At 59.1% G+C, this 15,007-nt stretch carries 10 protein-coding genes; 3 read left to right on the top strand and 7 right to left on the bottom strand.

Features of this window, described 5'->3' with window-relative positions:
* Positions 1-13: 13 nt before the first annotated feature.
* The 7 genes from BMF35_RS00310 to BMF35_RS00340 form a co-directional block, all read right to left on the bottom strand.
* Complete coding sequence (locus tag BMF35_RS00310; protein ID WP_047006203.1) at positions 14-1,504, bottom strand: mannitol dehydrogenase family protein; 1,491 nt, start codon at positions 1,502-1,504, stop codon at positions 14-16.
* Entirely contained in the window at positions 1,501-2,781 is a 1,281-nt protein-coding gene (locus BMF35_RS00315) for a TRAP transporter large permease (RefSeq protein WP_047006204.1), read from the bottom strand. Before BMF35_RS00315 ends, BMF35_RS00310 begins: the two co-directional genes overlap by 4 nt.
* On the bottom strand, positions 2,772-3,257 hold the full coding sequence (locus tag BMF35_RS00320; protein ID WP_047006205.1) for a TRAP transporter small permease: 486 nt from the start codon (positions 3,255-3,257) through the stop codon (positions 2,772-2,774). Before BMF35_RS00320 ends, BMF35_RS00315 begins: the two co-directional genes overlap by 10 nt.
* Positions 3,254-4,150, bottom strand: a complete 897-nt coding sequence (locus tag BMF35_RS00325; protein WP_236781531.1) for a TRAP transporter substrate-binding protein — start codon at positions 4,148-4,150, stop codon at positions 3,254-3,256. The genes BMF35_RS00320 and BMF35_RS00325 overlap by 4 nt, the downstream gene beginning before the upstream one ends.
* 98 nt (positions 4,151-4,248) lie before the next feature.
* The gene (uxaC, locus tag BMF35_RS00330; RefSeq protein WP_047006207.1) at positions 4,249-5,658 is read right to left on the bottom strand and encodes a glucuronate isomerase; all 1,410 of its coding nucleotides are present in this window, start codon (positions 5,656-5,658) and stop codon (positions 4,249-4,251) included.
* A gap of 5 nt (positions 5,659-5,663) precedes the next feature.
* On the bottom strand, positions 5,664-6,407 hold the full coding sequence (locus BMF35_RS00335) for a FadR/GntR family transcriptional regulator (protein ID WP_047006208.1): 744 nt from the start codon (positions 6,405-6,407) through the stop codon (positions 5,664-5,666).
* Between the two features lie 389 nt (positions 6,408-6,796).
* Complete coding sequence (locus BMF35_RS00340; RefSeq protein ID WP_162273594.1) at positions 6,797-8,221, bottom strand: methyl-accepting chemotaxis protein; 1,425 nt, start codon at positions 8,219-8,221, stop codon at positions 6,797-6,799.
* Positions 8,222-8,539: 318 nt separating this feature from the next.
* Between BMF35_RS00340 and BMF35_RS00345 the strand changes: the two genes are divergently transcribed.
* The 3 genes from BMF35_RS00345 (at position 8,540) to BMF35_RS00355 (ending at position 14,997) form a co-directional block, all read left to right on the top strand.
* Complete coding sequence (locus tag BMF35_RS00345) at positions 8,540-11,461, top strand: TonB-dependent receptor (protein WP_047006210.1); 2,922 nt, start codon at positions 8,540-8,542, stop codon at positions 11,459-11,461.
* A gap of 96 nt (positions 11,462-11,557) precedes the next feature.
* Positions 11,558-12,952 (top strand): glycoside hydrolase family 28 protein, encoded by a 1,395-nt coding sequence (locus BMF35_RS00350; RefSeq protein WP_052765952.1) that lies wholly within the window; start codon positions 11,558-11,560, stop codon positions 12,950-12,952.
* 5 nt (positions 12,953-12,957) lie between these two features.
* Positions 12,958-14,997, top strand: coding sequence for an efflux RND transporter permease subunit (locus BMF35_RS00355; RefSeq protein WP_052765953.1), 2,040 nt, complete (start codon positions 12,958-12,960; stop codon positions 14,995-14,997).
* Positions 14,998-15,007: the final 10 nt, after the last annotated feature.

Below are 15,007 nucleotides of genomic sequence, written 5' to 3' on the forward strand. Positions count from 1 at the left end.
GCGCTGCCATCGATCAGCTTTCGACGGTTTCCGGGACAGCGAACGTGGCAACCGCGTCGGCTGCAGAGGTTTCCCCGATTGAGCAGTAGGCTTCGGTCAGATGCTGCACGAAAGCGTTATCGGCAGGAAGGGCTTCGCCGAAGATTGCCGATATACCGAGTAGGTTGGCGACCTCACGCATACGGTCACCAGCAGCTTCCCTGAGAGCAGCAGCAGTCCGCGCCGCCAGCGGATCATCGACGATGTGTGTTTCGCCTGCATCATTTTTGCCAGCCTGCCAGTGCATCCAGCCAGCAAGCGCCATGACCAGCGCTTTCGGTACGCCGCGATCCGCCTCACGGTAAGCGCGGATGGTATTCAGCCAGCGTTGCGGAATTTTCTGGCTGCCATCCATCGCGATCTGGTGTGTGCGATGCTCCAGCGCGCTATTGGTGAAACGCTGGGCAAGCTGAGCGCGATAATTCTTCGCATCGAAACCATCAATTGGCTTCAACGTCGCTTCGGCTTCGTCCCAAAGCGCCTCGACCAGCCGCGAAAAGCCCGGTGCCGCCATGGCCTGATGGACATAGTGATGCCCGGCAAGCCCGCCGAGATAGGCAAGCGCGGAATGGGCGCCATTCAACAGACGCAGCTTGACTAGCTCCCAAGAGGCAACGTCGTTCGTCATCTGCACACCAACTTCGTCAAGCGGAGGGCGACGATTGCAAAAATCGTCTTCCACGACCCATTGTGTGAAGGGCTCGGTTTTTACCAATGCCTCATCGCGAAGGCCCGTGGCGCTTTCGAAATTGTCCAGGTCCTCCTCGGTCGTTGCAGGTACGATCCGGTCCACCATGGAGCAGGGAAAAGCCACCTCATCCTCGATCCATGTGGCCAGCGCCGGATCGACAGCTCTCGCTAGAGTCAGCACCGCCTCGCGGGTGCGCTTCCCGTTATCCGGCAAATTGTCGCAGGACAGGACCGTAAATGGCGCGATCCCGGCGGCTTTGCGCGCAGCCAGACCGGCGACGAGAAAACCCGGTGCCGTTTGCGGCGAAGCGATGTCGGCAATGTCGCCTGCAACCCCTTCGTCATCGAGATTGAGCGCCCCTGTCGCAGGATCGAGACAATAGCCCTTCTCTGTCACGGTGAGTGTCACCAGAGCGACATCGGAATGGGCGAGCGCCGATACGAGAGCGCTAGGATTTTCCGGCGCAACCATCACCTCCGCCACCGAGCCGACGATCTCGACCTGCTCCTCTCCGCCGTCACGGATGAGAACAGTGAACAACCCATCCTGCGGGTTCATCTGGCGAGACACAGCCGGCGAACGTAGGCTCGCTCCACAGATCATCCAGCCGTTATGCCCCGCTGAAAGCAGCGCATCGAAATAGGTCGCCTGATGAGCACGATGGAAGGCGCCGGTCCCCAGATGCAGGACGCCACATGGCTGCGCTCGGTCATAGCATGGCGTGCGAGCTTCGGGGGGCACCATCGTCAAAGTGCTGCTAGCAAGACGGGTCAATTGAATTGCTCCGGAAGCCAAAGGGAAAGAGAAGGCAGATAAGCGACCAGAAGGAGGACGATCATAAGCGCGAGGTAAAACGGCCAAATCGTGCGGACGACCTGCTCAGGCTTCGCCTGCCCTACAGCGCAGCCGACGAACAGCACGGACCCCACAGGCGGCGTCACCAGACCGATCCCGAGGCTCAACATCATGATGATGCCGAAATGGACGGGATCGACACCCGTCGCCACTGCCACGGGCAAGAAGATCGGCGTGGTGATGATGATAAGCGGCGCCATGTCCATGAAAGCGCCGAGAACCAGCAGCACAAGCAGTATCATCAGCATGATAACCGCCGGATCTTGCGAAACGGCGGTCAATCCGCCGGAGAGCATTTCAGGCCCGTGCAGCAATGCGAAAAGCCAGCCGAACATGCCGGCCGTACCGATAATCAGCATCACCATTGCGGTTGTTCGCACCGCGCTGCTGGCAGCTTCGACAAAGGCTATATAGCCCAGCGAACGGTAGACAAGAACGCCAATCACGATGGTGTAGATTACCGCGACGGCAGAGCTTTCGGTCGGCGTGAAAACACCCAGCAGGATACCGAACACGATGATAAGCGCCGTCATCAAACCGGGAAAGGCGGCGATCAGCGATTTTGTGAACGATCGCCATCCGGGAAAGGTGCCGCCCGGGTATCCACGCCTGATTGCAACGCGCCATGCGACGAACATCAAGGCCGCGCCTGCAAGCAGGCCGGGTACTATCCCCGCCAGGAACAGGTCGCCCACACTCACGCTCACCGGGGATGCTGCAGCATAAATGATCATGTTGTGTGATGGCGGAATGAGTATGCCAAGAATCGCTGCCGTAATCGTGACGTTCACCGCGTAATCGGCGTCGTACCCCTTTTCCTTCATCATCGGCATCAGGGTGGAACCCATGGCCGAAACACTTGCGACGGCCGAGCCGGAGACGGCGCCGAACATCATACTCGCGCCGACATCCACCTGACCTAGCCCGCCACGGGCACGGCCGAATGCACCTTCCGCTACGCGAACCAGCCGCTCCGCGATGCCGGTGCGCGCCATCAAATCGCCGGCGAAGACGAAGAACGGAATTGCCATGAGGGTAAAGACGTTCATGCTTGCCGCCATGCGCTGAAAGGCGACGACGACGGGAATGTCCAAAAGCAGAAAAGTCGCCACCGACGCAGCACCCAGCGCGAAGGCGACTGGCACACCGATGGCCAGCAGAACGGCCAGCAAAAGCAAGAGGACCGTCAGCTCCATAGCGGCTCGACCTTCGATCCCTTGCGCTCGGCAAGAATATGCTCACCGGCGAAGAACGCGATGATCACGCCTGCGACGGCCAGTGGCACATAGGACAAGCCCCGCGGCAGTCCGAGTGTCGGGATCGTATGCTCCCATGTTTCCACTACGAGCTGGGCGCCGCCATACGCCATGGCGATACCGAAAGCGCCAACAATGGCGTGGCAGGCGATTGCCATCAGCTGGCGCCGTCCCTCTGCAAGGCTATCCTGCAGGATCGAGAGGCGAATGTGGAAACCTTCCCTCACCCCGGCAGCGGCGGCGAAAAGGATAAACCACAGCATCAGGAACAGTGCGGCCTGTTCCGCCCAGGCCGGTGCATTCGCCAGCAGATAGCGCGCCACCACCTGCCAGCCGATGATGGCTGTCATCATCACGAGCCCGAAAGCGGAAAACCATAGCGACATGCGGCTGAGAAAGCGTGACAGAACGCTCATAGGGCGGGATCCAGCGCCTGAATGTCGGCGACCAGCGCACGCATGTCGGGCGTGGCGACGAACCTATCCCAGACAGGTTGCACCCTTTGCTGAAACGCAGAAATTTCAGGATTTGCCACCCGCACGCCGCTAGCCACGACGGCGGCGCGCGATTGCTCGACCTTGGCATCCCATAGGCCGCGCATATAGGGAACGCTATCTTGCGCGCATTGCCGGATCAGCGCACGATCGTCTTCGCTTAACCTGTCCCAGCTTATGGCCGACATCGTAAGAATTTCCGGTGCCATCACATGGCGCGTCTCGCTGTAATACGGCGCAACTTCGAAATGCCGCGTGCTCTCGTAAGAGGGCCAGTTGTTCTCCGCACCGTCCACCGTGCCCTGCATCAATCCCTGATAGACCTCGCCGAAATCCATGGGGGTGGGATTTCCGCCGAGCGCACTGACCATCTCGACAAACAGATCGGAGCTTTGCACTCTGATCTTCAGCCCGGCGAGATCTTCCGGCTCTTCGATCAATCGTTCGGTCGTGTAGAAACTTCGTCCGCCGCTGTCGTAAAAGCACAGTCCGATCAGGCCGTGCGGCTCCAGAGCGTCCAGGATGCGCCGCCCGGGTTCGCCGTCCATCGCGGAACGCATATGCTGCGTCGAACTAAACAGAAAAGGCAGCCCCGGCACGACCGTTTCTGGCACGATCGGGTTCAGTGGCGCGAGGTTCACCCGGTTCAGGTCAATTCCGCCAAAAATCGTGATTTCCAGGGCATCCCGTTCCTGGCCCAGAACACCACCTGCGTAATGCTCGATAGCGAGCCGGCCGCCGCTGCGCTGCGCGAGCAATTCGCCCATGTGCTTGACGGCCTCGACCGTCGGATAGCCATCGGGATGCGTATCCACGGCACGCAGCAGTCGCGCATCGCGAGACGCGCACCCCGCTGCGAGCATTGCACCGGCCGCCCCCATGCCCTGAATGGCCCGACGACGAGTGCAACTCATCACAGGCGGTAGGCAGCCTTGGCCAGATTGTATGTCAGATCCTGTGCGACGCGATGCGCATCGTCTTCCAGCATCCGATGCTCGGCAACCAGCCGGGCCAGAAAACCGCAATCCATCCGACGCGCAAGATCGTGGCGAGCGGGAATGGAGAGGAATGCGCGCGTATCGTCGTTAAAGCCGACGGTATTATAAAAGCCTGCGGTTTCCGTCGCTTGCTCACGGAAACGCCGCATCCCTTCCGGACTGTCATGGAACCACCATGGCGGACCGAGCTTCAACACAGGATAATGGCCGGCGAGCGGAGCGAGTTCGCGCGAGTACACCGTTTCGTCCAGAGTAAAGAGGATGACCGTCAAAGAAGGTTCATTGCCATAGCGGCTCAATAAGGGGCGCAAGGCGTCGACATAGTCGGTGCGCGTAGGGATATCTGCGCCTTTGTCGCGTCCGAACCGCTCGAACACCATGGCATTGTGGTTTCGATGACTGCCCGGGTGAATTTGCATCACCAGACCATCATCAAGGCTCATGCGCGCCATCTCGACAAGCATGTGACCCCTGAAAGTCTCCGCCTCTTGAGCGGAACAATCGCCCGCAAGAGCTTTCGCGAACAGCGCTTCTGCTTCTGCGCGCGACAAATCGGCCGTGGCCGCAGTAGGATGACCGTGATCGCTCGACGTCGCCCCATGCCTTTTGAAATACTCGCGGCGGTCTATCAGCGCGTCGAGATACCCCTGATAATCAGTCGTCTCGAAGCCGGTTATCTCACCTAGTGTCCTGACATTCGCGGCGAACCCTTCGTAATCCGGATCAAGGACATTGTCGGGGCGGAATGCCGTGATGACTTTCTTGCCCCAACCATCGGCTTGAAGCTTGGCATGATGATCGAGCGGATCCAGCGGATCTTCGGTTGTAGCGATGACCTCTATATTGTATCGCTCGAACAAGGCGCGGGGACGATAAGCGTCTTCCTGCAATTTCGCATCGATCACGTCGTAATAGTGATCGGCAGTTTCCGCACTCAGCGTCTCTTCGAGGCCGAACACCTTCGAATACACCCAATCGTGCCAGATCCGCGATGGCGTGCCATCGAACAGATGATAATTCTGTGCGAAGATGCGCCACACCTCGCGAGGATTGGCGGAGGTCCCCCCACCGGAGAGCGGCACACCCAGATCCTCCATGCGGATGCCCTGGCTATACAGCATGCGAAACACATAATGGTCCGGCGTGATCAGCAGATCGGCGGGGTTCGAAAAGGCTTCATTGTCGGCGAACCATGACGGATCCGTGTGGCCGTGCGGACTGATGATTGGGAGATCGCGTACTTCGGCATATAGCCGGCGCGCGATATCTCGCGTGGTCGGATCGGCCGGAAAAAGGCGATTTTCATTGAGTTCGAGCTTAGGCACCTAAGTCATTCTCCTAATTGAAACCGTCGGCGCTGACTGGCGACTTCGGCACGCGCACGTTCGACTGCCTCGGCCTCGGTCGCTTGGAAAACCATGTCGGCTACGCCGCGCAGATGGGTGCGCATTGCCGCCCGCGCGGCATTCGGATCCCGGTTCTTCAGCGCCGTCATCACCGCCATGTGCTCATCGATACGCGGCTTTATGCCTTCTGCCCTGACTTTCTCGAGGAAACGGACATTCTGCAGCGACTGGTTGCGTGCCTCCCACAGAGCCTCGACCGCCTGCTCCATCGCCGAATTCTTTGTCGCGGCGGCAATAGCCATGTGAAAGCGCCGATCCGCATCCTCCGACATGACGACATCACGCCCGTTTTCGGTTTCCATCTCGGCAACGAGCGCCTCCAGCGCCATCACTTCGTCATCGTCGATATGTTGCGCCGCCAGCGCGGCCGCCTCACCTTCGATATGGGCTCGCGCCTCTAGAAGCTCGAACGGTCCGACATCGCGCTTGGCCGGCAAGCCCCGCTTGCGCTTGTCCGACCGGACAAAGACACCGGAACCGGTGACTACTTCTACCAGACCGTCTACTTCGAGTGCGATCAGGGCTTCGCGAATTGTCGGACGACTGACTTCGAAGCGCGCGGAAAGCTCCCGCTCCGACGGCAATTTTTTACCCACCGGATGGCGACCGGCAACGATCTCGCCCGACAGGGCTTCAGCAATGCGTTCGTAAAGGCGTCTTTGCGCCACCAGCCCTCTCCCACTTGCAGCACCGAAATCGGTCTGACCGTTTCACGAGACACTGGCAGACCACTTATTCACGGTCAAGAAGTTGTCTGACCAGTTTCCGGCTGGTGGGACGATTCTAGCGTGTCGGCTCGAAGAACGACTGCAACTGTCCGGTATCGCGCAGCTACCGAAATTCAAAACGCGATGAGGCTGTTTGCCTATGTCCGAGAAATCTATCGCGTTCTTCGTGGAATAGGCGGGGCGGATGAAGAAGAATCACGCGGTGCGCCTTTGCGACTCTAAGGCAACCGCAAAGCACCGATCATGGCAATGGACTGATTTGGCCTGACCGGAAACGCCTCTACATGCGAACACTTTTTGATCACGCAATCGGCGTAAGAAATTGCGTTCTAGACGCCGTGATCCTCGGCAATTTCCTGCTCCGCGATCATCGAGCGCAGCGAATTACTGTAGGCGCCTACATTGGCGGACAGCCGCGCCAACAGGTCTTCCACCCGCGCGAAATCCTCTTCGACTTCCTGCGACCGAGCTGTCATTTGGCCGGCAAAGTCGTCGATTGTGGATACCCCACCAAGAAGATGCTCGGCGCTGAGAAATGTCTCGGCAATAGCTTCCACGACGATGCGGAGATTCTGCAATTGGCTGTCGATCTCATTGCGCGAACTTTCCGTCCATTCACCAATCGTGCTCATTCGACGATTGATATCTTCAGCCGCGTCCACACTGTGTCTGGCAGCGGCGAGGATGTCTTCCGCCTGGATCTTGATATCACCCGCAGCAATCTGCGTTTTCGAGGCAAGTTCCTTCACTTCGTTCGCCACAACTGCGAAACCGCTTCCCGCCTGGCCTGCACGAGCCGCCTCGATCGTCGCGTTGAGGGAAAGTATCTGCGTTTGCTCGGCAATCGTCTTGATCAATTTGACGATCGACTGGATGCGCTTGCTGCTATCGCCCAGCTGGTCCGCATTGGAAGCCGCTGCATCTGCGCGTTGCCCGGCCACTTTGGCAGCATCATCAGTCGAAGCGACGCTCGCCTGTACTTTGATAACAGCATTTTCGAGATGGACGAGCGTCGCCTTTGCTTGCTCCATGGCGGTCGCACTCTGCTGAGCCGATGCAGCCATGGTCGCGCTCGTGTCCTGCAATTCGCGAGACACTTCACCGGCACTCCCAGAACTCGATTTAAGCCGCTCTGCAGTTTCGGAAAGCTGCGCCACGGTTGCAAGCACACTGTCCTCGAATTCGACAGCTCGCTGGCTAATCTCCGACAGATAACGAGCATGCAGCGCCTCGTGCATCGAACCAACGAGAATATCCGACTCGATGGAGGTCAGCATTCTGATCGCTCGGGCGGCGCGGGCCAGATCTTCACCTTCCATGGTTTCCAGTACGACTTTCATGGCCTCGCCATATGCGCACGAAACCATTGCCATACCGGTGCTGGGCGAAGCGTTCTTTGAGACGAGCAGGCGCCCGAAGCGCTGCGTGTAGGCGGCGAAGCTGTCGTCGAGCGGAGGCGTGAAGCGCGCGTGATACTGCGCCAAGGCGTCGGCACGCCCCGCCTCTCCAACGATCGTTTCGATCGCGCCTCCAAGCGCGGGATCCATCTTGGCGATTTCGAGCTGTCGCTGGAGAAAAGACTCGTAGTGCTCTTGTAGAATGCTGTTCAATCCGTGCAGCAATTCGGGCAGCCGGTTATCCGGATCGAATAGTCTCAGGCGTTCCCGCCATTCTCTTTTTTCCACGAACACTTCGCGTTCTGCGGCAATTGTTTGCGAAACCATTCCCCCTCCGATGCGCGGCTTGTTATTCAAGTGCATGCGCTAGGCATTGCTATTCGGAGGTCAGGCCAATTGCAATATCAGACTGGCCGAATGGTTTCCGCCTTCGTGAAGATGGGTAGTCTGTAAGAGCTGTTTCGGCCTAGTGTGCGCCGCTTCATCCGGCGTGCATTGCGTGACCCAATAGTCACCAAACTGCAAAATTCCTTGACGTTATTCGTTTTTCGGGGTTTCAAACCCGCCTTACCAATGTAGTAATTGGTCTGATCGCTAAGAGGCGACTGGTTAAACCGGAGGGAGAGAACCGTGCATCCGCATCGCAAACGCACCTGTACATTTTCGGCATCGACGATGGCGCTTGCCGCCTGCCTGGCTTGGCAGCCGGCATTCGGGCAGGAACAGCAGCCCGCCGATCCGGAAGACGAACAATCCGACGAGAACGTCATCATCGTCGAGGGCTTTCGCGGGGCGATCGAAAGCGCATTGGACCAGGAGCGCGAGGCAGACGGCCTCGTCTCGATCGTAACGGCCGACGATATCGGCCAGTTCGGCGATCCGACCGTGGCAGAATCGCTGCAGCGCATCTCTGGCGTGTCGATCAATCGCGAAAATGGCGAGGGACAGCAGGTTTCCATCCGCGGCCTTCCAACGGAGTTCGCGACCGTCACGATCGATGGCACGCGCCTCGGCACGTCGGATTCCAACATCAATTCGACTAATCTCGATTTCTTCTCCGCCGACAATCTGTCGCAGATCGAAGTCAACAAGACGTTGACGCCCGAGCAGGACGCCGATGCGATCGCCGGCTCCGTCAACCTTCAGTCGACCACGGCCTTCCGCCGCGGGCGGGATGCGATCAGCCTCCGCGCGGAAATGGGGTATCAGGATCGCAACGAAGCGTTCAATCCTGCGATTTCCGGCGATATTACGCGCATATTCGATGTGGGATCGGATTCCCGCATTGGCATTGCCGCCGGTTTCGCATGGTCAGACCGCGATACTTTCACCGATCAGACGGAAGTGGGCGACGGGCTGTTCTTCCTCGTGAATGAAGGATCGCTGGAAGATCCGGAATACGACGACGCGGACGATTGCACCGATGAAGACACGGTCGAGTGCTTCCTTCGTCCACGCGAATTCGATCTGCGTGTCGACGAACGCTCGCGTGAGCGGCTTTCGCTGAATGGGGCGCTGGAGTTCGAGACGGGCCGCACCCTGCTGCGCCTGATCGGCAATTATTCCACCGTGGATACGCTGCGCATCAATGACCGACAGACATTTGCGCTCGACAGGTCGAACCGAGACCGTGAGATCGACGATCTCGGCACGTTCTCGGGCAACATCACGGATGCGCGATCGGAAAGGCGCATTCGGCCACAAAATATCGACGACGAGGTTTTCACCATCGCTTTCGAGGGTGAGACCGGTTTCGGCACCGACTGGACGCTGTTTTACGGCGGCGACTATTCCAGCAACAGCCGTGTTTCGGACCAGACCGAAGGCCGTTTCCGCGCCGATGACATTCGACTGATTTACGAAAACCTGTCGGCAGAAGGCGTCGATGTCGTTCTGGAGCAAGAGGACGATGACGAGGCGGACCCGAACGATCCGTTCGACTGGGAGTTGAATAACGATCAGATCAACCAGCGATTTGAAGATTCCCAGGATGAGTTCGTCACGCTCTATGCCGATCTTCAGCGCGACTTCGCCCTTTTTGGCCGCGATGCGGATATCAAAGTCGGCGTGCAAAACCGGTCGCGGGAACGCGATTTCGATTTCGACCGGTTCGAATACCTTGTCGACGATGCGCCATCGCTTGGAGATTTCGTTATTTCCGACAGCCCGGACTTTACCCGTCTCGACATCTCCTACGGTGTCGACCGCGACCGGCTCTTTACCGCGCTCGATCAGCTTGTCGCCGGTGGCACGCTTCTCGGTCCCGAAGATCTTGGAAATGGCGTCATCCTGAATTCGATTGCTTCGGACTACACTGCGGAGGAGGATACGCTTGCAGGGTATCTGCAACTGACCTTCGAACCTTTCGACAATGTCCAGGTAATTGGCGGTTTCCGCGTCGAGCGGTCGGAATTCTCGAGCACAGGATCGCGTGTGCGCGATGTCGAATTCAGCGCCGAAGCAACGGATGTTTTGGAGGACGCGCTTGACGATGGCGGCGTAGCGCAAGCGACGATCGACGCCTTTGTTGCCGGTCGCAGCGCCTTCGTTTCGGTCGATCCCTTCAGCGGCGAAAACTCTTACACCGAGTTTTTCCCGAGCCTGAACATCCGCTGGGAGCCGACGGACACGCTGGTCGTGCGCGCCTCCTACACCGAGGGCCTCAAGCGGCCGGAATTCCGCGAAGCAGCAGCTATCCTACAATTCCGCGCGCGGGAACAGGGCCTGGATGAAGACACCTTGCAGGACATCATCGACGATGATTTCGGCGGATCTCTGGCGAGCATTGCCGAAGCCGAGGCAGCAATTGCTGCGGCTGTGGCCGAAGATGGCGACCCACGGTTCGAGAACGACGCTCCCGAAGTTCGCGACCCGACGCTCGATCCCCTGACATCGCGCAACTACGATGCTTCCATATCATGGTATCCGAGCCGGAATACCGCGCTGTCGGTCGCGTTCTTTTACAAGGAGATCAGCAACTTCATCTTCCCGGTCGGCATTTCCGGCGACGATGTGATCGATTTCGGCTTCGAACCGGATAGCGGCACTCTCGAAGGCGGCGGCGTCAGCCGTTTCACGACCTTCATCAATGGTGACGATGCCTCGATCTACGGCGTCGAACTGAATTACTATCAGGCTTTCACCTTCCTGCCCGGTCCGCTTTCAGGGCTGTTCATGCAGGCGAATGCCACCATCGCCGAAAGCGAAGCCTCGGCACCCTTCGTCGATCGTACATTTGCATTCCCCGATCAGTCGGACCTCATCGGAAACCTGTCTGTCGGCTGGGAAAACGATGTGTTTTCCTTCCGCGCCGCGGGTGTTTATCAGGGCGATCGTCTAAGGGGCCTGAACCAGGCTCAGCTAGACGACAGCAACGACCCGGCAGGGGATATTCTTGAGGAAGAGCGTTTCCAGCTGGATTTCAGCGCGCGCTACGAAGTGCTGGAGGACGTGCAAATCTATTTCGATGCGATCAACGTGCTCGAAGCCGAAGACAACCGCTTCTTCCGCGGCGATCCAAGCCTCAATGGCCCGATCTTCCAGGCGCTGGAAGATTACGGTGCCACATACCAAATCGGCGTGCGTGCGCGCTTCTAGTGAAGAGGACCGGGGCGTCGACCGATGCCCCGGTCCTTTCGTACTGAAACTGTAAATAGCTGGATATTTCCTGTGCCAGACCGTCGCCAAGTCCTGATGAGCACCACGCTTCTTGCAAGCGTGCCATTCCTCCCGGGCTGCGTGACGCGCTCGGCACCTGGCTTCCCGCTCGCCGATCCCTGGGCTGAGGCTGAGCGCATCGTCCAAAGCATTCGTACGGTGGACATCCCTCCCCGCGACTTTCCGGTCTTGGATTTCGGCTCGGCGGCCGATTTGGGCAGCGATATACGGCCGGCCATCACGGCAGCCATCGACGCCGCCCATGCAGCCGGGGGTGGCCGCGTGGTCGTTCCGGCAGGGGATTGGAATTGTGACGGGCCGATCCATCTGCGCTCGAACATCGCGCTGCACCTGTCCGAAGGTTCGCTTCTGCGCTTCCTGCCCACCGTTGAAAACTACCTGCCGCCGGTGCGCACGCGCTGGGAAGGCACAGATGTCTACACCTATTCGCCGATGATCTACGCCGAAGACTGCGAGAATGTCGCGATCACCGGCAGCGGCGTGGTCGATGGCCAGGGCGAACAATATTGGCTGCCATGGCGCGAAACCCAAAATCCCATCAAGCGCGTATTGCGCGACATGGGCCGCGATGGCGTGCCAGTGGAAGAGCGGGTTTTCGTCGGTGAGCGGCGCCTGCGACCCTATTTCGTCCAGTTCAACCGGTGTCGACGCGTGCTGGTCGACGGTCCGGAATTTCGCAATTCGCCTTTCTGGATGATCCATCCGCTCTATTGCGAGGATGTCATCGTGCGGAATATCCGGTGTGTTTCCGAACACATCAATTCCGATGGTGTCGATCCGGACAGCACCAGGCGCGTCCTGATCGAGAACTGCGATTTCAATGTCGGGGATGATGGCGTGTCGCTGAAATCCGGCCGAGACCAGGACGGTTGGCGGGTCGGCATTCCGACGCAGGACGTGGTCGTGCGCAATTGCGTGTTCAGCGGCAATACCGGCGGCGGCATGGCGATCGGCTCAGAAATGTCGGGCGGTGTGCGCAATGTCTTCGTCGACGGCTACCGCCTGCCACAAGCCAAGCACACGCTGTATTTCAAGGCCAATCTGGATCGCGGCGGCCGGATCAGCGATGTGTACATCCGCAATATCGAGGCGGGCGCAACGAGATCGCTCCTCGTCTTCACCAATGACTATCACTCCTATCGCGGCGGAACATATCCGCCCGTGTTCGAGAATGTCCTTGTCGAAAACGTGCAGGTGGGGACCACGGGGGTCGGGATTTCCATCGACGGGCACGAAACGGCACCGGTGCGCAACGTCGTGCTACGCAACATATCCATGGGCGCGGCCGAATACCCGCTGAAAGTCAGCAATGCGGAGAATGTCTCGCTGTCCCGCGTATCGGTCGGCGGACGGCAGCTTTCGCTCAGCGATGCCATCCCGGTCGACAACGAGGCATTGGAGGGCTATTAGCAGTCATGGGCGTTTACGGCATCAAGCTGGAACGCATGAGCCTTGCCACGCTGGTTATCGCGCTTGGTTTGCTGGTCGATAACGGCATCGTCGTCGCGGAGGATTTCAAGAAGCGCATTTCTGACGGGGTCGATCGGCGCGAAGCCGTGACTCAAACGGGCCGCGAACTGGCCCTGCCTTTGCTCGCCTCTACCGCGACCACCGTGATGGTGTTCTATCCCCTGATTGCCTCGCAAGATGGATCGGCGGAATACACGCGCAACATCTCGATCGTTATCCTGATTTCGCTTTCCGTGTCCTGGCTGATCGCGATGCTGGTCACGCCCATGTTGTGTTACTGGTTTGCGCAGCCGGACAAAGAAGGTGATGAGCGTAGCACCGTTCGAAAGAAGGTCGACAGTGCCTTCGACTGGGCGAACACCCGTTACGAAAAGCTGTTGCGCTGGGCGCTCGTCCACCGCGTGATCTTCGTCGCCTCTATGGTTGCGGCATTGGTCCTGTCGGGGATGTCGCTGCAATTCGTACAGCAGAAATTCTTTCCGGCATCCGACCGTCCGCAGCTGCTGATTTATGCCGATATGCCGGTCGGCACATCGAGCCGGGCGACAGATCGGATGATCCAGGATTTGTCGCAATTCATCGCCGACGAGGACCGGTATCCCGATATCGAAAGCGTAGCATCTTACGCCGGTTTTGGCGGGCCGCGCTTTGTGCTGTCGCTTGCCCCGTCGGACCCGGCGCCCAACCGCGGCTTTTTCGTTCTCAATGCCAAGGATGTGGAGGCCCGGGACGCGGCAGTGGAGAGCCTGCGCCGTGAATTGGCGGTCGCCTTCCCCGAAGCGCGGCTGCGCGTCACCGGCATGTTCCTGGGGCCGAGCGACCCCAATATCCTGCAGGTCCAGGTGCGCGGGCCCGACGACGCCGTGTTGCTCGAAACGGGTGAGAAACTCGCCGATATCTTCCGCTCCGTCGACGGAACGATCGATGTCTTTTCCGACTGGGAAAATCCATCGCTGCAATATGCCATCGAGCTGGATCAGGTTTCGGCACGTGCTGCTGGCATAAGCTCCGCCTCCGTCTCGAGCGCCTTGTCCGGTTTCTTCAGCGGTGTTCCCGCCGGCGTCTTCCGGGATGGTGACGACAACGTGCCGATCGTTATCCGCGCGACCGATAGCGAGCGGACCGATCCGGGGGCTTTGGAAGGCGTGACCGTCGCGCGCGCCGACGGTCAGGCAGTCCCGTTATCCAGCGTGGCGCAGGCCTCGCTCGTGCCGCAGCAGGGACGCATCCATACGGAAGACCTCATCCGCACGCTCACCATCGAAGGGCGGCCTACGGCAATCACTCCGCAAGACATGGTGCCGACGGTTCAAGAACAGATCGACGAACTCGAAGCCACCTTGCCGGCGGGCCACTTTATCGAGTGGGATGGCATCATCGCTGAAAGCGCCGAGGGCAATGAAGCGATCTTCGGCGCGCTGCCGATAGTGATTGCCGCGATCATCATGCTACTGGTTGCACAGTTCGGCGGGTTTCGGCGGGCAGCGGTGATTTTCGTCACGATGCCATTGCTGCTGATCGGCGCGGCCATCGGCCTTCATATCATGCGCGCGGATTTCGGTTTCATGGTGATCCTGGGTCTGTTCGCGCTGATCGGTATTCTCATCAACAGTGCCATCGTGCTGGTCGATCGCATCGATCTCGAACGCGCTGCGGCAGGTGACGAAGAACTGGAGCGGGATGTGGGAAATCCGCCTGAACTGAGCGGGCAGGATGAAGAGACGACAGACGCGAACGATCAGGATTCCGTGCTGACGAAGGCAATTATCAGCGCTTCCCTGCGCCGGTTCCGGCCGATTATCATGACGACGATTACCACCGTCGTCGGTCTTTTGCCTCTGATGATCGCGCAGGACGTCCTGTTCTACGGCATGGCGTCAGTCATCGCGTTCGGACTGCTCGTCGGTACGGTGCTGACGTTAGGCGTCGTCCCCGTGCTGTATGCGTGGTTCTTCGGTGCGGAAAAGGAAAACGCCGCACGGTAAAAAGGCGCGC

Origin of the sequence: Aurantiacibacter gangjinensis (assembly GCF_001886695.1) — a bacterium.
Classification (GTDB): domain Bacteria; phylum Pseudomonadota; class Alphaproteobacteria; order Sphingomonadales; family Sphingomonadaceae; genus Alteraurantiacibacter; species Alteraurantiacibacter gangjinensis.

Bases quoted from the DNA above. Each gene is read 5' to 3' on its own strand.
- BMF35_RS00315 (WP_047006204.1), bottom strand. From the start codon at position 2,781: ATGGAGCTGACGGTCCTCTTGCTTTTGCTGGCCGTTCTGCTGGCCATC.
- BMF35_RS00350 (WP_052765952.1), top strand. From the start codon at position 11,558: ATGAGCACCACGCTTCTTGCAAGCGTGCCATTCCTCCCGGGCTGCGTG.
- BMF35_RS00355 (WP_052765953.1), top strand. From the start codon at position 12,958: ATGGGCGTTTACGGCATCAAGCTGGAACGCATGAGCCTTGCCACGCTG.
- BMF35_RS00320 (WP_047006205.1), bottom strand. From the start codon at position 3,257: ATGAGCGTTCTGTCACGCTTTCTCAGCCGCATGTCGCTATGGTTTTCC.
- BMF35_RS00345 (WP_047006210.1), top strand. From the start codon at position 8,540: ATGGCGCTTGCCGCCTGCCTGGCTTGGCAGCCGGCATTCGGGCAGGAA.